The sequence below is a fragment of the Undibacterium sp. TC9W genome (genome assembly GCF_049339865.1).
Taxonomy (GTDB): domain Bacteria; phylum Pseudomonadota; class Gammaproteobacteria; order Burkholderiales; family Burkholderiaceae_D; genus Undibacterium.
Genome location: NZ_JBMPPJ010000004.1, coordinates 307,223 through 324,048, shown reverse-complemented (window position 1 = coordinate 324,048; position 16,826 = coordinate 307,223). Strand labels below are relative to the sequence as shown.

At 52.6% G+C, this 16,826-nt stretch carries 17 protein-coding genes; 6 read left to right on the top strand and 11 right to left on the bottom strand.

Annotated features, from left to right (window positions below; genetic code table 11):
• Positions 1 to 159 precede the first annotated feature (159 nt).
• Positions 160 to 2,946: a DNA polymerase I gene (gene polA / locus ACO0LN_RS07400; RefSeq protein ID WP_422972383.1), complete on the bottom strand. Its 2,787-nt coding sequence runs from the start codon at positions 2,944 to 2,946 to the stop codon at positions 160 to 162.
• Here polA and ACO0LN_RS07395 point away from each other — a divergent pair, their 5' ends adjacent.
• The 3 genes from ACO0LN_RS07395 to ACO0LN_RS07385 all read left to right on the top strand — a co-directional run bounded on the left by ACO0LN_RS07395 (position 2,947) and on the right by ACO0LN_RS07385 (position 5,255).
• A complete protein-coding gene (locus ACO0LN_RS07395) occupies positions 2,947 to 3,684 on the top strand; it encodes a TIGR00730 family Rossman fold protein (protein WP_422972381.1) in 738 nt (245 codons plus the stop codon).
• A 246-nt stretch (positions 3,685 to 3,930) separates the two neighbouring features.
• The gene (locus tag ACO0LN_RS07390) at positions 3,931 to 4,488 is read left to right on the top strand and encodes a GNAT family N-acetyltransferase (RefSeq protein ID WP_422972379.1); all 558 of its coding nucleotides are present in this window, start codon (positions 3,931 to 3,933) and stop codon (positions 4,486 to 4,488) included.
• Positions 4,485 to 5,255, top strand: a complete 771-nt coding sequence (locus ACO0LN_RS07385; RefSeq protein WP_422972377.1) for a hypothetical protein — start codon at positions 4,485 to 4,487, stop codon at positions 5,253 to 5,255. Before ACO0LN_RS07390 ends, ACO0LN_RS07385 begins: the two co-directional genes overlap by 4 nt.
• Before the next feature lie 7 nt (positions 5,256 to 5,262).
• Here the strand turns inward: ACO0LN_RS07385 and ACO0LN_RS07380 are convergent, their stop codons facing one another.
• Complete coding sequence (locus tag ACO0LN_RS07380) at positions 5,263 to 5,595, bottom strand: carboxymuconolactone decarboxylase family protein (RefSeq protein WP_422972375.1); 333 nt, start codon at positions 5,593 to 5,595, stop codon at positions 5,263 to 5,265.
• A 259-nt stretch (positions 5,596 to 5,854) separates the two neighbouring features.
• On the opposite strand from ACO0LN_RS07380, the gene ACO0LN_RS07375 reads away from it, so the two are divergent.
• Positions 5,855 to 6,343 carry a hypothetical protein gene (locus ACO0LN_RS07375; protein WP_422972373.1) on the top strand — a complete coding sequence of 163 codons (489 nt, stop codon included), beginning with the start codon at positions 5,855 to 5,857 and terminating at the stop codon, positions 6,341 to 6,343.
• Here the strand turns inward: ACO0LN_RS07375 and ACO0LN_RS07370 are convergent.
• On the bottom strand, positions 6,247 to 6,609 hold the full coding sequence (locus ACO0LN_RS07370) for a carboxymuconolactone decarboxylase family protein (protein WP_422972371.1): 363 nt from the start codon (positions 6,607 to 6,609) through the stop codon (positions 6,247 to 6,249). The two genes, ACO0LN_RS07375 and ACO0LN_RS07370, sit on opposite strands and share 97 nt — an antisense overlap.
• Before the next feature lie 218 nt (positions 6,610 to 6,827).
• Between ACO0LN_RS07370 and ACO0LN_RS07365 the strand changes: the two genes are divergently transcribed.
• Positions 6,828 to 7,388, top strand: coding sequence for a hypothetical protein (locus tag ACO0LN_RS07365; RefSeq protein WP_422972369.1), 561 nt, complete (start codon positions 6,828 to 6,830; stop codon positions 7,386 to 7,388).
• 135 nt (positions 7,389 to 7,523) lie between these two features.
• Here ACO0LN_RS07365 and ACO0LN_RS07360 read toward each other — a convergent pair whose 3' ends face one another.
• From ACO0LN_RS07360 to mpl, 8 genes are all read right to left on the bottom strand, one after another.
• Entirely contained in the window at positions 7,524 to 8,072 is a 549-nt protein-coding gene (locus ACO0LN_RS07360) for a hypothetical protein (protein WP_422972367.1), read from the bottom strand.
• Positions 8,069 to 8,764 (bottom strand): monofunctional biosynthetic peptidoglycan transglycosylase, encoded by a 696-nt coding sequence (gene mtgA, locus ACO0LN_RS07355; RefSeq protein ID WP_422972366.1) that lies wholly within the window; start codon positions 8,762 to 8,764, stop codon positions 8,069 to 8,071. The genes ACO0LN_RS07360 and mtgA overlap by 4 nt, the downstream gene beginning before the upstream one ends.
• Entirely contained in the window at positions 8,764 to 9,600 is an 837-nt protein-coding gene (gene aroE, locus ACO0LN_RS07350) for a shikimate dehydrogenase (protein ID WP_422972364.1), read from the bottom strand. Before aroE ends, mtgA begins: the two co-directional genes overlap by 1 nt.
• On the bottom strand, positions 9,597 to 10,688 hold the full coding sequence (locus tag ACO0LN_RS07345; protein WP_422972362.1) for a TonB C-terminal domain-containing protein: 1,092 nt from the start codon (positions 10,686 to 10,688) through the stop codon (positions 9,597 to 9,599). Before ACO0LN_RS07345 ends, aroE begins: the two co-directional genes overlap by 4 nt.
• 2 nt (positions 10,689 to 10,690) lie before the next feature.
• Complete coding sequence (locus tag ACO0LN_RS07340) at positions 10,691 to 12,793, bottom strand: ribonuclease catalytic domain-containing protein (RefSeq protein WP_422972360.1); 2,103 nt, start codon at positions 12,791 to 12,793, stop codon at positions 10,691 to 10,693.
• A gap of 594 nt (positions 12,794 to 13,387) precedes the next feature.
• Positions 13,388 to 13,954 (bottom strand): chorismate--pyruvate lyase family protein, encoded by a 567-nt coding sequence (locus ACO0LN_RS07335; protein ID WP_422972358.1) that lies wholly within the window; start codon positions 13,952 to 13,954, stop codon positions 13,388 to 13,390.
• A gap of 34 nt (positions 13,955 to 13,988) precedes the next feature.
• The gene (locus ACO0LN_RS07330; protein WP_422972356.1) at positions 13,989 to 14,561 is read right to left on the bottom strand and encodes a YqiA/YcfP family alpha/beta fold hydrolase; all 573 of its coding nucleotides are present in this window, start codon (positions 14,559 to 14,561) and stop codon (positions 13,989 to 13,991) included.
• Positions 14,558 to 15,985, bottom strand: coding sequence for a UDP-N-acetylmuramate:L-alanyl-gamma-D-glutamyl-meso-diaminopimelate ligase (mpl, locus tag ACO0LN_RS07325; RefSeq protein ID WP_422972354.1), 1,428 nt, complete (start codon positions 15,983 to 15,985; stop codon positions 14,558 to 14,560). Before mpl ends, ACO0LN_RS07330 begins: the two co-directional genes overlap by 4 nt.
• A 171-nt stretch (positions 15,986 to 16,156) precedes the next feature.
• Between mpl and ACO0LN_RS07320 the strand changes: the two genes are divergently transcribed.
• On the top strand, positions 16,157 to 16,759 hold the full coding sequence (locus ACO0LN_RS07320) for a hypothetical protein (RefSeq protein WP_162043130.1): 603 nt from the start codon (positions 16,157 to 16,159) through the stop codon (positions 16,757 to 16,759).
• Positions 16,760 to 16,826 lie beyond the last annotated feature (67 nt).

Sequence of the window (16,826 nt, the reverse complement as noted above, 5' to 3'; positions counted from 1 at the left end):
CACTCAGCTTATAAATAACGTACCCCCTAACCCTGGTGGAATACAGATTTATCCTACATTTTATTCAGATACATACGTTTATTAAAGGCCGAGTGTTGGGCTGATAACCCGTAGCCCAACCTACAAGGTTCACAACCTACGGAAGCACTCGATACTCTCTCAATGCGCCTCTTCCCAATTCCCGCCCACGCCAACTTCTGCAAGTAAGGGCACATCCAGTTTCGCCACATTCGCCATCAACTCTGGCAATTTTTGTTTGACGAGTTCCAGCTCGGCTTGCGGTACTTCGAGCACCAGTTCATCGTGTACCTGCATGATCATTTTTGATTGCAGCTTGTCTTTTTCCAGCCAGTTTTGTACGGCTATCATGGCGAGTTTGATGAGGTCGGCTGCTGTGCCTTGCATGGGGGCGTTGATCGCTGCGCGTTCAGCGCCGGCGCGGCGGGGGCCGTTGGGGGAATTGATCTCGGCCAGCCACAGGCGGCGGCCGAAGACGGTTTCTACATAACCGTGGGCCTTGGCCTTGGTGCGGGTATCGGCCATGTATTGGGCGACACCAGGGTAGCGCTGGAAGTATTTGTCGATATAGCTTTGTGCGGCGCTGCGTTCTATGCCGAGGTTGCCAGCCAGGCCAAAGGCGCTCATGCCATAGATGAGGCCAAAGTTGATGACCTTGGCATAGCGGCGCTGCTCGCTCGTTACTTCTGTCAGTGGTACGGCAAAAATCTCTGAGGCAGTGGCGCGGTGGATGTCTTCGCCATTGGCAAAGGCAGCCAGCAAGCTGGCGTCGCCAGAGATGTGGGCCATGATGCGCAATTCGATTTGTGAATAATCGGCGGAGATGATGACATTGCCCGGCCCGGCGACAAAGGCTTCACGTATACGGCGGCCTTCTGCAGTGCGCACGGGGATGTTTTGCAGGTTGGGGTCATTCGATGACAGGCGGCCAGTGACAGCCACGGCTTGCGCATAATTGGTGTGGACGCGGCCTGTGCTGGCGTTGACCATCTTGGGCAATTTGTCAGTGTAAGTCGATTTGAGTTTGGCCAGGCCACGGTATTCAAGCAAGACCTTGGGCAGGGGATAATCCTCGGCCAGTTTTTGCAAGACTTCTTCATCGGTCGATGGTGCACCGGAAGGTGTTTTCTTGACGACGGGCAGGCCCAGCTTGCCAAAGAAAATCTCGCCCAGTTGTTTAGGGGAATTCAAATTGAAGGGTTGCTCAGCCAGTTCATAGGCCTTGTTTTCAAGTTCAATGAGGCGCTTGCCAATTTCATGTGACTGGACATCGAGCAGGTCTTTGTTGATGTGTACACCATTGCGTTCTACCTTTTGCAACACGACTGAGGTGGGTATTTCTATCTCGCGATAGACGCGTAGCAGATTGGCATCCGGCTCTATCTCTGGCCACATGGCGAGGTGCAGTTGCAGGGTGATGTCGGCGTCTTCTGCCGCGTAGGCGGTGGCGCGCTCTATATCTACCTGGTCAAAGCCAATCTGGCTGGCACCTTTGCCGCAGACTTCTTCAAAGCTGATGGTTTTTTTGCCGAGATGGCGCATGGCGAGGCTGTCCATGTCATGCGATTTATGGGATTCAAAGACATAGGATTGCAGCAAAGTGTCATGCACTATGCCGCGCAAATTCACGCCCTGATTGGCAAAGATGTGGCTATCGTATTTGAGGTTTTGGCCGACCTTGGCTTTGCTGTCGTCTTCCAGCCATGGCCTGAGTTTGTCCAGCACCAGGGCCTTGGGCAATTGATCAGGTGCGCCTGGGTAGTTGTGGGCGACAGGTATATAAGCCGCATGACCAACTTCGCAGCACAGCGAGATGCCGACCAGTTGCGCCGTCATCGGGTCCAGCGAAGTGGTTTCTGTATCCACTGATGTCAGTGCAGCGGCGTTGATGCGGGCCAGCCATTCGTCCAGTGCGGCCTCAGTCAACACCGTTTCGTAATTTTGGATCACGGGCACTGCGGGGTTATCAACATCGCAAGCATCATCATTGAACAGACCAGCCTGTACTGAATTACTGCCACTGGTGGCCGCTTTGGCAGCAGGCAGCGGTGTCGCACCAGCGGTGGCGTCACCAGTCAGTTCACGCAACCAGGTCTTGAAGCCCCAGCGGCTGGCAAAGCCGACCAGTTCTGTCTTGTCTTCTTCTTTCGCGACCAGGCTGTCCTGTATCGATGTGTAATGTCCTGTCAGGTCGCAATCAGTCTTGACGGTAATCAGCACACGGCCTTGTGGCAGCCATTCCAGCGCACTACGCAGGTTGTCGCCGACCACGCCCTTGATCTTGTCTGCATTGGCGATAACACCATCGAGGCTATCGTATTCTGTCAACCATTTGACGGCTGTCTTGGGGCCGCATTTGGCAACACCAGGGACGTTATCGACGGTGTCACCTATCAGTGTCAGGTAATCGATGATGCGGTCGGGCGGCACGCCAAATTTTGCCAATACACCGGGCTCGTCGAGCTTTTCATTACTCATGGTATTGATCAGGGTGACATTGGCATTGACGAGTTGCGCCAGGTCCTTGTCGCCGGTAGAGACGATGGTGTTCATGCCCAGCTTGGTGGCTTCAACGGCCAGCGTGCCGATGACGTCGTCAGCCTCTACCCCTTCCACCATCAGGATAGGCCAGCCCATGGCCTTGACGGCGACGTGGATAGGTTCTATCTGCAGGCGCAGGTCGTCTGGCATGGAGGGCCGCTGAGCCTTGTACTCGGTGTAGAGGTCGTCACGGAAGGTTTTGCCTTTGGCATCAAACACACAGGCGATGTATGCTGCCGGGTAATCCGTACGCAAACGGCGTAACATATTGATCATGCCGTGTATGGCGCCGGTCGGTTCTCCTTGTGCATTGCGCAGGTCGGGCAGAGCATGGAAGGCGCGGTACAGATAGCTAGAGCCATCAACTAACAAGAGAGTATTTTGCATATGAACGGAAACAGAAAAGATGTAACGAGGTTGCGCCAGATTATCGATCAGGAAAAAGCAACTTCGCTGAAGGCGCGCGAATCATGGCATATGTTCACGATTATGGCAGAATTTATCGAGTCCACCGAGCGGCTTTCATCAATCCGCCCTGCAGTGACGATTTTTGGGTCTGCCCGCACCAAGGATGATCACCCGGATTATGCCAAATGCGTGGATTTGTCGCGCCGTCTGTCGGACGAGGGCTTTGCCGTCATCTCTGGCGGCGGCCCGGGCATCATGGAGGCGGCCAACAAGGGCGCTTTCGAGGGCGCATCGCCCTCAGTCGGGCTGAATATAGAATTGCCACACGAACAACGTAGTAACCCCTGGCAAAACATTAGCCTGTCCTTCCGCCATTTTTTTGCGCGCAAGGTGGCCTTTGTCAAATATGCCGATGCCTATGTGGTCTTCCCTGGTGGTTTTGGGACGCTGGACGAGGTCAGCGAGGTTTTGACATTGATACAGACTGGCAAGACTCGCAATATCCCAGTGATTTTGGTGGGCACCAGCTTCTGGCAGGGTTTGCTGGACTGGATCAGAGTGCAAATGGCAGGCAACGGCATGATCAACCATGATGATCTTTATCTGGTACAACTGATCGATGAACCAGCGAATATCGTCGATGCCATTTTTGCGTTTTATGAGGCCAGGGATATTAATTTATCTGAAGATGAGCGGCAGAAGATGCTGTATTTGTAAGGCAAACGCATCTCACCTTGTTTATGAAATGAGTTCTAGCATTGATGCGTTTGCGCTCATATTTCTGCAGCGCAGACGCATAATAAAAGCACGACCCATAGTCAGACCAGTCAGCTGCGACTAATGGAAAGTTGTGGGGCTTGAATGGCAGATAAGTACGATAAACAGAACCGCAGACTTTAGTCTGTATGGTCGATTTTGGCATGCGGTTACAATGGCGTCATATCATCAATTCAGCCAACGCGCATGCACTATCATCTCATCAGCATCACGCCAGAAGATTTACGTGCCCTGGCAGGGTCCACTCTGCCAGGCATGCATGGGTATAGCTGCGCCACGGATGCACTGCCCCCGCATTTTGTCGCTGCCCGGGCGCTGGAACAAATGGCTGCAGGCGTACCAGCCAGCTGGTGCAGCACTTTTTATATAGTCGCCACAGCAAACCAGCACATCGTCGGCAGTTGCGGTTTCAAGCATGCGCCCAGGGATGGCATGGTCGAGATAGGTTATGGCATTTCACCCGATTGCAGGAAACTTGGTGCTGCCACAGCAGCCGTGCAGGCTTTGCTGCAACTGGCTTTTGAGGGTGGTGCCCTGCAAGTAATGGCGCAAGTCAATCCAGAAAACCTGGCCTCAACGCGGGTGGTACAAAAGCTGAGCTTCGTGAATACTGGCAGTTATGTTGATGATTCACAAGAGACGCTGGTGCGCTGGTGTTTTAACAGACACATGGGTGACAAGGCATTGGCTAACGCTTACACAAACGCATACGCAAACGCAAACGATGTGAAACACAGACCATGATACGCACACTGCTTTTAATCATCAGTATATTGGGTGGCCTGGTATTTGGTGCTGCGTTTGTACTGTCTTATACCAATCCTGTCATGGTAGAAAACATGGCACGTGAAGTTGTACGCATGGAAGTAGAAAAGCGTGTGACTGAAAAAATTGATACGCTGCAAGACAGTAAAATCACAGGGTTGGCAAGCCGCATTGTCACTCACCAAAATGCCGAGATAGAAAACATCAGGCAACAGCTCGCTGCAGGCCTGCCTGCGAAAATTGCCGGCATCGTGGCAGAGATGGGCAAGCTTGACTGCCAGTGCCGTCAAAAGATAGAAAAATCCATCACGACAGGCCTTGAAGATCGCAGTCTGAGACTGACTCAGCTCAATGAAAAATTGAGCGACCTGATACGCGGCAAGTACATGGAAGTGGCGCAAGCCTTGACGAGAGAATTCCGTATATTTACCGCTGCCAATGCCCTGGTGTTTATCTTGCTGGCGGCCACAGTCTATTTGCGCCGACGCGCCTGCGTGCAATTACTACTGCCTGCTGTGGTACTGCTCGGTGCTGCCACTATCACTGGCTTTTTCTATCTGTTTAAACAGGATTGGTTGCACACGATTGTTTTTGCCGACTATGTGGGTCTGGCTTATTTTTCCTATCTGTCGTTGGCAATAGCCTGTCTGGCCGATGTGGTATTCAACAAGGCAAGGATATGCAGCGCAACCATCAACGGTGCGGCGCAAGTTGTGGGTGCTTCATTCCAGGTCCTGCCTTGTTGAACCATGTTCAGGCAGCCTCGTCAAATAGGCGCAAAGCCAGCAAGCCATGTCCGACCGCTGCGCCTGCACGCAGTGCGGCTGCAATGAAGACCGTCTCAGCAATTTCTTCCCGCGTTGCCCCTGCTCTGGCGGCATTCTTGCTGTGCGTATCTATGCAATAGGCACACTGGGTAGTCAGGGCAACGGCGATGGAAATCAATTCACGGTATTTTTCGGGAATCGCGCCATCGACCCGCTCGGCCGTGGTCTTGAGTGCCAGAAAAGCTTGCGCTTCTTTGGGAGCAAGGCTGATGAGATCTTTGGCTTTGGCAAGGTCTTGCGGATTTTGGTAGTTGCTCATGCTTATTCCTTTTAGGGGCTGGTTAACATCTGCTTGCCATGACAAGAGTGCGCTGCAAGCCAAAAGGATTCATTTAAAAAAGCATTTCATAAATATACATATCTTACTAAGATATAATCTTCGAACTGCTGTACGCACCCAGCGTGTATCAACATCCAGTCATACAGTTTTATATTCACTTGTTTATGATTTTTTTGGGCAAAATGTTTCCGTGATAGTGACGCCAAGCTGATACTGCTGTCGAAATTGGGAGTGCGCAATGAAAATGAGGATATTTCGCCTGTTCTTTGGATTGTTGCTGACAGGTTGCGGGATAGAGGCAATCATGAGGGCCAGGTCCGAAGATCCGGCAGGCCCAGAAGCCGCAATTATTCTGGCGGCTCTCGGCGTATCCTATCTTTTGGGCGGCATTGCACTTTTGCGAAAAAAAATGTTCGCAAGTCAGACTGCAGCGCGATATTTACTGGTCTATGCCTTGCTGGTATTCTCGTTGACCTTGGCAATCCCACTGCTGACGATCTATAGTGAAAATATGAAGGTGCCACATACCCTTTATTTTTTTGGGGATTTTTATGCTTATGGACCGATGATATTGGCGCTGGTTATTGCCGTGAATTTAAGGGAAGCTGACAAGGTTCAATTCAAGTCTTACTATGTGAAAGTATTTAAACTTTCTGGATTGGCTGCCCTGTTTGTCGTCTTTCTGGCATTGCATGAAGTGTTACACGTCATCGCACACTTGGCTTGAGTATCGTGACTTGTCGTTTGTACCACGCACACCGTTGCTGACCTAGTTTCTAAAATGAATGGTGCGGGTGGCGCATCTATGCAATAAGCGCACTGGGTAGTCAGGGCAACGGCGATGGAAATCAGCTCACGGTATTTTTCAGGGATGACACCATCGGCTCTTTCTGCCGTGGTCTTGAGTGCCAGAAAAGCCTGTGCTTCTTTAGGGGCGAGGCTGATCAGGTCTTTGGCTTTGGCCAGGTCTTGCGGGTTTTGGTAAGTACTCATATTGATTCCTTTCAGGGGCTGTTTGACATCTGCTTGCCATGACAAGAGTCAACAACGGCCCAAAAGGATTCATCAGAGACGATCTTTTTTGCATCTGCGTGTATATTTGCTGAAGGTATAATTATCAGACCAACGCGCGCAGGTTCTTAGCAGCCTTCCGAAAATTTTTTATCAATGCAGCTTTTGCAGTGCCCCAGAAACTACATGACTACCGGACAATGACTACCAACCAGTTCCCGCAAATTACTTCTACATTATTCCCCCATGAACGCCTGCTATGGTCAGGCCAGCCACGCCAGGGCATCATGTTCCAGCTCACTGATTTGTTCATGGTGCCCTTCAGCCTGCTATGGGGTGGCTTTGCACTGTTTTGGGAATACAACGTCATCACTTCTGGCGCTCCCCTGTTTTTTTGCTTGTGGGGCATCCCTTTTGTACTGATAGGCTTGCACATGATAGGAGGCCGCTTCTTTCTTGAAGCAAGACAAAGAGCTGGCACTTATTATGCCGTCACCAGTGAACGCATACTGATAGTCTCCGGCCTGTTTAACAGCAATCTGAAATCACTGGACCTCAAAAACCTGGGTGAAATCAGCCTGACTGAGGCTAAAGAGGGTGAAGGCAGTATCGTGTTTGGCAATAACCCACTGGCAACCCTGTTTGGCGGACTCTCAGGTCTGCCTGGCAAGATAAATGCGAAGACGATGACGCAGTTTCAATCCATCGCCGAGGCGAAACAGGTATTTGAGCTGATACATCAGGCCAAAAGAATGGCTTAAGGCTAAAGAAGCCAGGCTTTAATTTGCAGGGTGCGCGGTGCGCACCGTCGTAGATTTATCGCTGTAAAACGAATGGTGCGCATGGCGCACCCTGCGAATCAGTAAAGGTATGGGCATGTAAGCAGCCCTGCAAACCTATTTCGTTGCCTTATCAATCGCCCGGTTCATGGCCTTCAGATGCAGGTCTTCATCGGCACTGGATGCCGGGGCGCTTTTGCCCAGTGCCTGCTCCATGATTTTTTTCTTCATTTCTTCATTGCTCATGGAAGCCGGATAATTATTATCTGCACCCTTGCCGCCATCTTCTTTGGCGACGGCAGTTTTTGGCGGCTCCATGCCTTTGGAGTCGTTGAGCTTGATTTTTTTGGTGGTAGGGTTATTGTCCAGGCATAAGGTGTCTGAATACACGGTCTTGCCATCAATGGTGCAGCGACGCACGCCTTCGCTGGTGGTGGCGGCCTGGCGCATGCCGGGGCCTTCATTGCTGCCGGTTGGCAGACCCGTGGTTTCTTTGACGTCATTGCTGATGACGGCAGCCGCCTTGCCAAAGCGCGCCCACATATCATGCATGGGCAGACGGCCATAGCGCATGTAGTACAGGAAACCCATGCCCAATGCAGCAATCAGCATGGAAAGGAAGGCGACGGCAATCAGGCTCAGCCCGCGTTGTTTTGTATATTTCATGGCAGTTCGGAATTATTCATGCGCTGCAGGATGACTTCGCTACGTCTTTGCAAATAGCCAGAGCCCGGGTTTTTATAAAAATAGCGTGGTTTGGGCAGCATTACGGCCAACCTGGCTGCCTGGGCAGGGCCGAGATTGGCGGCACTGGTATGGAAATAATTTTGTGCAGCAGCTTCTGCTCCGAACACGCCTACACCCCATTCTACAACATTGAGGTAGATCTCCAGAATGCGTTGTTTGTCCATGCATTTTTCCAGCATATAGGTAATGATCAGTTCTTCGCCCTTGCGGAAATAACTGCGGTCAGGCGAAAGAAAAAGATTTTTGGCTAACTGCTGGGTAATGGTGGAACCACCAGAAACGACCTTGCCTTTTTTCTGGTTTTTTTCGTAAGCGGCTTGCATGGCTTCCCAATCCACGCCTTCATGATCGACAAAGCCATCATCTTCTGAAGCGATGACGGCACGCTTGAGATGATTGGAGATACGGTTATACGGCACCCATTTATGCTTGAGCTGGAAGTCGGGCTTTTTCTCTTGCAAGACACTGAGTTGCTGGCGCATGAAGCTGGTGGATGTCGGGTTGTGGTCTATCCACCACCAGACATGCGCCAGATAATAAGCCTGCAAAAGCGTGAACAGCAACAGGGGTACGAGTACCAACCAGAACAGGATACGGCCAAATAATTTCATCACAGGCTCGCTTGCAATGCTGCGCGCATTTCTGTCAGTACCGGTGTAGATGGCGGGCGCACGCCGCGCCACAGGGCAAAGGCTTCTGCTGCCTGCTCGACGAGCATGCCCAGACCATCACGGCATTGCGCACCGTGGCTGGCAGCCAGCCGCAGGAACGCGGTCGGTGCGGCGGCATACATCATGTCATAGGCCAGTGTGGTTTTGCCAAAAACTATTGCAGCCAGTTGTGGCACATCATCATTGATGCTGGCCGAGGTGGCATTGATGATGACATCAAAAGGCTGTTGCAAGTCTTCAAAACGACAGGCTTGCAGCTCACAACGATCACTCAGGCTGCTGGCTTGTTGCTGCAAATCCTGTGCTTTGGCAAGCGTGCGGTTGGCAATCGTCAATGAAGCGGGTTCTTCCTGCAACAACGGCAGCAAGGCACCACGGGCTGCACCGCCGGCACCCAGCAAAAGCAGGCGCTTGCCGTGCAGGTTGACACCGGCATTGCGCACGATATCTGCCACCAGCCCTATGCCGTCGGTATTGTCGCCATAGATATGGCCGTGCTCAAACTTGAGGGTATTGACAGCACCAGCAATCCTGGCGCGTTCACTGAGTTCAGTCGCCAGTGCAAAGGCGTCGAGCTTGAATGGCAGGGTCACATTGGCCCCCTTGCCACCTTGCGCGATGAAGTCATGCACTGCCTGGGCAAAACCGTCCAGCGGTGCCAGCAGGCGCTGGTAATCAACTTGCTGGCCTGTCAGTTCAGCAAAGCGGGCATGGATAGCCGGCGATTTGCTGTGCGCAATCGGGTTACCGATGACGACGTAGTGGTCGGCGCTCAATTTGGCCTCTTTTGTAATTCAGTTTCCAGTTGCTGTTCATGTGTGAACTTGAATCTCGCGAACATGATGAAAACTTCATTGCTGTCCGGCCCCAGGCTGGCTTTTGGATAGCGTCCAAAAGGTGCAGAGCGGCGGACAATACGCAGCGCCGCAGCATCAAGTGCCTTGTCGCCTGAAGAGACCTCTATGCGCGGGCCGCCTTCTTTTTCATAGATGGTACCATCCTGAAAAATCGGTATGGAGACAAACATTTCTCCATACAGTTTTTTACCATCTTTCTGTGGAAAGTTTAGCGTACCGGTATCTTCTATGCGCTTTTGTACAGCCTTGTAGTAGATGGCATGGTCAAGACGCTTGGTACTGGGAGTAATATAGTTTTTTTTCGGGCGCTTGTTCTGATCTTCTATGGTTTGAGAAATCTCGGCCGCCATACGGGCCAGGGCCTTGGTGGTCTCGACATTATCGTTGCCTGTGGAGGGTTTGGGCGCGTCGTCGGTATTTTTCTTTTCCTGCTTATCTTGCCGGAAATTGTCCTTGAGCTTGGCCTGGTCCATCAACTGCTTTTGCTGTTCTTCCAGATCGGCGATTTTGCGGGTATTGGTTTGCAGGGCATCGCCATCTTCACTGCGCTTCATGTCAGGCAAGGGTGATTTACTGCGACCAGTGTCGTGTGCGCCACCACCGTCAAGATCAGCCTGCGCTAGCGCTTCGGCTTTGGCCGGGGGTTTGGCATGCCTGGAATTGACGAGGATGATTTCCAGGTCAGTATCGCGCGGTTTACTATCCACCGTCTGGGGTGCGACAAAATGTACCAACAAAACTGTACCCGCATGCAAAACCAGAGAAGTGGTGATGGCGATCGTAAAAATCAGTTTTTCAAAATTAGCCTTGCCTGGACTCAAGCGAGCGGAAGAAGGCTTGGCGGTACTGCTTTTGACCTTGCTGCTGGAAGCACTGCCAGTCCCAACAGGGGGGGCAGAGACGGTGGGCGCGACTTCACCCGCCTTGACAGCCTGCTCTTGCCCGCCTGGCAGTTGTTCTTGTTTGACCTGTTTCGCAGGTCTGGTTTTCTTATTCTGACTTTTCATTACTAGGCTTGTGGCTGTTCTTCGTCTGGAGTATTCGCGTCATCATTGGCAAGTTCAGTTGCCACCTCTGCTGTCGCGCTCTCCGCCTCTGCTACTGTCTCTGCTGCAGGTGCTCCTTCTTCTGCGCTGAAGTCTTCTGCAACTTCAGTGCTGGTTTCGTCGTCCAGTTCTTCTTCCTCAAGTTCGGTGACGGTAGATAACAATTCCAGCAGGCGCGCTTCGACTTCAAGATCGACTTCGTCCCAGCGCAGGATATCCAGGCGCACCTGGGCACCGCGTGCTGTCTGTGGCATGCCCGGCAAACGGATGATGAGCGGAATATCGACGAGGCGCAAGACTTCGTCTTTCAAAACAACAGCTTCGACCTGGCGCTGCTCTTGCTGGCCCAGCCAGCGCAGGCACCAATAGCGTTCCATATTGTTCTGGAAATCAGCATAGGCGGCATAAGCAGCATCAAAACCGGAGACTATCGCAAACAGGTCGGCATCCTTGGGTTTGAAGGTGGCGACCAGCGGCGCAGTGATGCCATGTTGCACGCAGGCGATGATTTGCCATTGATTAACCAGATCGGTATAGCGGCGCAGTGGCGATGTGCTCCAGGCATATTGATCGACACCGAGGCCCTGATGCGGCGCTGCATGGGTCAGCATGCGTACCTGCATGCGCGCTGTCCAGGCGCCGGGGCCACGGCCACCAGCCACACCCTGGGCGCGGTAGATGCCGGGGATACCATGGTCAGCCATGAGTTTGCCCCAGGTGCTATTCGCAAAGATCATCAGTTCAGCGACGATCTTGTCCAGCGGTGCGCCACGCTTGCGGCGCACGATGGAAACGACATCATCTTCCACATAGAAATTGAAATCGACGCGGTTGTTTTGCTCGGGCTTCATGCCAAAGCTCTCGCGTTTGACCATACGGCCTTGTTCGAGCACCAGCGCCCATTTCCACAATTGGGCGATGTCGGCCTTGTGCGGATATTCACCGGCGTCGTTGGCGAGATTGTCTTCTGTCACCAGCGCATCAAGATCATTGTGACGCAGATTGCTGGCCATGGGCACGGCTTCTACCTTGGTCTCGGTACTGATGACGGACCAGTCTTCGGTATTCAAAGTCGCATACAGTGATACTGCCGGGCGGGTCTGGCCGGCACCGAGGGTATAGACATTGACAAGTTCATCCGGCAGCATGGTGATCTTGTCGCCAGGCATATACACGGTGGACATGCGGCCACGTGCCATCTGGTCTATCGCATCACCGCGCTGTATACCCAGGGCTGGCGCGGCAATATGTATGCCGACCCGCAACTGACCATTGCCAAGATCGACGACAGAGAAAGCATCATCAATCTCGGTAGTGGTAACGTCATCGATGGAGAAAGCCTTTACATCTGCCACGGGCAAATCAGTGGGCAAAACTGGCAAGGTAATCGCCGGGAAGCCCACGCCTTTGGGGAAATGCTCGTAATGAAACCTGGCCAAGTGCAAATGCTTGGGACTGGCAATACCACCGACGGCAAGCATCAGACGTTGCGGTGACATTTGCATGGCATCGCAGGCTTCTGCCAGGGCCTTGTATTCTATGCTGTTCTTATCTGGCTTGAACAGCAATTGCAGCGCCAGCGATTTCATTGCATCTGGCAGATGGTTTTGCTTGAGTTCTTCGACATAGCCAGCCTGTATCAGGGCTTGCTGTTTTTTCTTTTCTATACCGGCCAGTGCGGCTTTTAAAGATGCCTCAGGCGCAGCCTTGTAGCGGCCACGGCCTTTTTTGTAAAAATAAACGGGGGCGTTATGCAGGGCATAGATGAGGCCTGCCGCTTCTACCGGTTGTGGTGCATGGCCAAAGTATTCGGTACCCAGTTCAGCAAAACCAAATTCTTCCTGTCCGGCGACTTCCCACAGAAATTCCAGGTCTATCTCAGCCGCAGCGGCCTTGGCCTGTTCGATCAGGCTGGCAGGATCGGGAGAGGCAAATTGCAGCAGCACATCCTTGGCTTTCACCTTCGTGCGCTTGCCGCTGGCCATCTCGACCTGATAAGCCTCACCAGCATGCGTCATGATGCTGCCTGCTTTGAAATCACCGGATTCTTCGAAAAATAAATTCATTCAATACTTCTTTATGTTTTAAGACCAAAAAACTCAACACTGAGGCACGGAGACACAGAGGTGGCACTGAGAAAATCTTTGTCATTTACTCGTTCTGTTTTTGCTCTACGTCTCTGCTTGAGATGTCTGCTGTTCTATATTTACTTTGCTTTTATCAGCAAAGCGGGAAATCATTCATATACCTATTTCACTTCCCTCCCCTTCAAGGGGAGGGTTAGGGTGGGGATGGGGTTCGGTTGATTAGCTCCTTACTTCGTTTGCTGAAGAACCCCATCCCCATCCCAACCTTCCCCTTGAAGGGGAAGGGGTTTACACATTGCAGCTTGCGTTTTGGCTGTATCAGTTTGCCACGAACGCCGCTGGATTCCTGCCTTCGCAGGAATGACGACTTTGAGAGTGCAGCTTCAATCGAAACGTGAGTCACGCTAATTGCTCTCTTTCGCGCTCTACTCCCAACTCTTTAATTGCTCTCTGTGCCCTCTTGTGACACCTCTGTGGTGTAGCAGGGATTTCGAACGGCATGCCGTTCGCCTGCGTAACGAAGGCTGCCTGCAAGCAGCCTTTCCCTCCTCGGTGTCTCTGTGTTGAGAGGTCTTAACGCTTTTCAATAATCCTCAAATCCTCAACCCCCGGCAAAAACACTTCCGTCACCTGCAAACACCCGCCCTTGCGCCAGAACAAAGACCGGCGAGCGAGCATGCTGTGCACACCTGCCAGCTCCGGCTGTCTCGCCACGATACGGCGTATCAGCGGGTGGCTCTGTCTTAGCCTGGCGTAATGCAAATCACCGCGGCGCACCAGCGGGTCATTAAACAGGGTGCTGCCCAAAGACTTTTCACCCAGCGCATGAAACAGCGGCCATTCATTGGCAGTGGCACTCAGCGGTACTATCGTATGACCATACACCATGGCCTCGCCATCGCAACGCAAAAACACTTCGCGCTCATGCACCTTCATGGCGCGCGGTAAACCTATCGCAGCGTATTCATCCTGCAGGCACACTGCCTTGTGCTGCGACAAACGCTGCACGCGAAACTGCTGGCACCTGGCCACCAGCCTGGCCGTCAGCGAATCGCGGTTGCTGAGCCAGTCTTCCATCAGCACACTGGTATCGACAGCATTCACATGCGCATACCATTGTGCGGCTTGTGGGCGCTGCATTTGCTTACTTGTCTGCAAAATCGCTTCGTCCAAATCAGGCCCTGCCATCCGCAAAGGCCATCACCTGATCCAGGTAATCAGCAAATTCTGCTATGCCATGATCACTGCCTTCAATCACGAACTGTCTGGCTTGCGGATAGTGAGCGACCATTTCGCGCCAGTCCAATACTTCATCGCCAGTCGCGGCAATCAAAAAATAGCGCTCAGGCTGGCTGATCTGTTCTACGGCCAGGGCACGCAGTTCAGCCATGTATTCTGCCTTGAATTCAAAGACTCTATCGCTATGGTAATAAGTCGTTACACCTACATAGCTTTCCAGGTCGCGCGGTGGCTTGACGGCAGGGTTCAGCAGTATGCCTTTGCAGCCGTATTTTTCTGCCAGCCAGGTCGCATAATAGCCGCCCAGAGATGAGCCTATGATGCAGATGTCTTCTGCCTTGTGCCCGGCCAGCAAGGCCTCAGCCTGTTGTATCGCCAGCGCCGGCGATGGTGACAGGTCGGGGCAGGCTATCTCTTCACTGCGGCCCAGCTTCGCCATATGCGCAAGCATGACACGCGCCTTGTAAGAATCAGGCGATGAGCGAAAGCCGTGCAGGTAGAGAATCATGCTGCAATCGCCCTATTACCAGCTTGACTACCGGCTTCATTACCAGCCTGCTGTGCGCGGTATTGCAGCGCATCCAGCAATTTTTGGTGTATGTCGCCAAAGCCGCCATTACTCATGATGAGTACATGGTCGCCGGCCCTGGCCTTGCTGACGATGTCCTGCACCAATTGATCTATCTTGTGATGGCAGGCGACCTTGTCGCCCAATGGCGCCAGGGCTTCTGCCAGGTCCCAGCCTAAAGCTGATTTGCCATCCGCCTCGCCAAAACCAAATACCAGATCAGCTCGTTCCAGGCTGCCAGGCAAGGCCTGTTTCATGGTGCCCAGCTTCATGGTGTTTGAGCGTGGTTCCAGGACGGCCAGGATGCGGGCATTGCCGACCTTGTGGCGCAATCCTTCAACGGTCGTGGCAACGGCGGTGGGATGATGGGCAAAGTCGTCGATGACGGTGACGCCGTCGGCGACACCGCGCACTTCCATACGGCGCTTGACGCTGACGAACTGGGCCAGGGCTTCTATCGAAATTTCTGGAGTGACACCGACATGGCGGGCGGCAGCAATCGCGGCCAGTGCATTCTGGCGGTTATGTTCGCCGTTCAAATTCCATTGCACCCGGCCTTGCAACTGGTCGTTGAAATAGACATCAAAGTCTTCACCGTCTTGCATGAGCAGACGCCAGGCCTGGTCGTTGCCAAAGAATTCTTGTTCGCTCCAGCAACCGCGCTTCAGGACACGTTCCAGCGAGTCATTGTTGCCATTGACGATAAGGCGGCCTACACCGGGCACGGTGCGCACCAGATGGTGGAACTGGGTTTCTATGGCGGCAACATCGGGGAAGATGTCGGCATGGTCATACTCCAGATTGTTTAGTACAGCTGTCTTGGCATGGTAATGCACGAACTTGCTGCGCTTGTCGAAGAAGGCGGTATCGTATTCGTCAGCCTCGATGACAAAAAAGTCAGAGGCATGGTTGCCCCACAGACGGGCAGAGATACCAAAGTTCAGCGGCACGCCGCCGATCAGAAAACCAGGCGCGTAACCGGCATATTCGAGTATCCAGGCCAACATGGCAGATGTTGTTGTTTTGCCATGAGTACCAGCGACAGCGAGTACCCACTTGTCATGCAGGATATGTTCGCCCATCCATTGTGGGCCAGACACATAGGGCAAGCCACGGTTGAGGATTTCTTCCATCAGCGGGTTGCCACGCGAAACGACATTGCCTATGACATATAAATCCGGTTCCAGTGCTATCTGCTCAGCCTCAAAGCCCTGCGTCAGGCTGATGCCCTGGGATTCGAGCTGGGTGCTCATGGGCGGATAGACATTGGCATCACAGCCCGTCACGGTATGACCTGCTTCTTTTGCCAATACGGCCAGGCCACCCATGAAAGTGCCGCAGATACCTAAAATATGAATATGCATAATTGAACCAAATTCCAGAATCCCGCAATTCTACCTGAGAGAAGGCATGTTCTTGTCACCACTCGTAACAGAAGCTGAAAACCTATGACTACATAGGCAAAAAATTGGCATTTCTCTGGCTTGAGGGGCCTTGTTTTTGGATTTCCCCAAGGTTTCAGTTATGATTACCCCATGATGATCCATACACCGAATGAAGCAGAGAGCCTGCGGGCTGAGATTGCGGCGCTGGCGGCGCGCATGATCGCCGAGGATGGCGCCGACTATGCCTCCGCCAAGCGCAAGGCAGCCAAGCAGTTGCTGGGCAACCATAAAGTCAAGGGCGATGTCCTGCCTGACAATGCCCAGATTGAGCAAGAAGTACGCGAATACAATGAATTGTTCTTTGGCGATACCCAGCCACAGCGCTTATTGCATTTGCGTCAACTCACCCTTGAGCTGATGGAAGAGCTGGAACGCTACAACCCTTATGTCGTAGGTGCGGTACTGAATGGCACGGCTGGCAACCATTCCGACATCCATTTACACCTGTTTGCTGACAATACCAAAGAAGTTGCCATTTACTTATTAAACAAGGATGTGCAGTTCGAAGTTTCTGAAAATTTCAATAACCGCAATGAAAGCATAGAAACCCTGAGTTTCATGTACAAGAATGAAGGCGTACACCTGATCTTGCGCGATCAGGACGATATCCGCAGTGGTCATGGCAAAGCTGCCGAGCGGGCCAATGCCTCAGGCTTGCGTGCCATCATGGCAGAAGCCGGGGCAGAAGAATAAGCCTGGCAACTTGGGATAAACAGTAAAGCGGGATGGCGCTCAGCAATCCAGAGCAATTCTGCACCCG

Coding starts and splice junctions, on each gene's coding strand:
- polA (WP_422972383.1), bottom strand. CDS start 2,946: ATGCAAAATACTCTCTTGTTAGTTGATGGCTCTAGCTATCTGTACCGC.
- ACO0LN_RS07395 (WP_422972381.1), top strand. CDS start 2,947: ATGAACGGAAACAGAAAAGATGTAACGAGGTTGCGCCAGATTATCGAT.
- ACO0LN_RS07390 (WP_422972379.1), top strand. CDS start 3,931: ATGCACTATCATCTCATCAGCATCACGCCAGAAGATTTACGTGCCCTG.
- ACO0LN_RS07385 (WP_422972377.1), top strand. CDS start 4,485: ATGATACGCACACTGCTTTTAATCATCAGTATATTGGGTGGCCTGGTA.
- ACO0LN_RS07380 (WP_422972375.1), bottom strand. CDS start 5,595: ATGAGCAACTACCAAAATCCGCAAGACCTTGCCAAAGCCAAAGATCTC.
- ACO0LN_RS07375 (WP_422972373.1), top strand. CDS start 5,855: ATGAAAATGAGGATATTTCGCCTGTTCTTTGGATTGTTGCTGACAGGT.
- ACO0LN_RS07370 (WP_422972371.1), bottom strand. CDS start 6,609: ATGAGTACTTACCAAAACCCGCAAGACCTGGCCAAAGCCAAAGACCTG.
- ACO0LN_RS07365 (WP_422972369.1), top strand. CDS start 6,828: ATGACTACCAACCAGTTCCCGCAAATTACTTCTACATTATTCCCCCAT.
- ACO0LN_RS07360 (WP_422972367.1), bottom strand. CDS start 8,072: ATGAAATATACAAAACAACGCGGGCTGAGCCTGATTGCCGTCGCCTTC.
- mtgA (WP_422972366.1), bottom strand. CDS start 8,764: ATGAAATTATTTGGCCGTATCCTGTTCTGGTTGGTACTCGTACCCCTG.
- ACO0LN_RS07345 (WP_422972362.1), bottom strand. CDS start 10,688: ATGAAAAGTCAGAATAAGAAAACCAGACCTGCGAAACAGGTCAAACAA.
- ACO0LN_RS07340 (WP_422972360.1), bottom strand. CDS start 12,793: ATGAATTTATTTTTCGAAGAATCCGGTGATTTCAAAGCAGGCAGCATC.
- ACO0LN_RS07335 (WP_422972358.1), bottom strand. CDS start 13,954: ATGCAGCGCCCACAAGCCGCACAATGGTATGCGCATGTGAATGCTGTC.
- ACO0LN_RS07330 (WP_422972356.1), bottom strand. CDS start 14,561: ATGATTCTCTACCTGCACGGCTTTCGCTCATCGCCTGATTCTTACAAG.
- mpl (WP_422972354.1), bottom strand. CDS start 15,985: ATGCATATTCATATTTTAGGTATCTGCGGCACTTTCATGGGTGGCCTG.
- ACO0LN_RS07320 (WP_162043130.1), top strand. CDS start 16,157: ATGATGATCCATACACCGAATGAAGCAGAGAGCCTGCGGGCTGAGATT.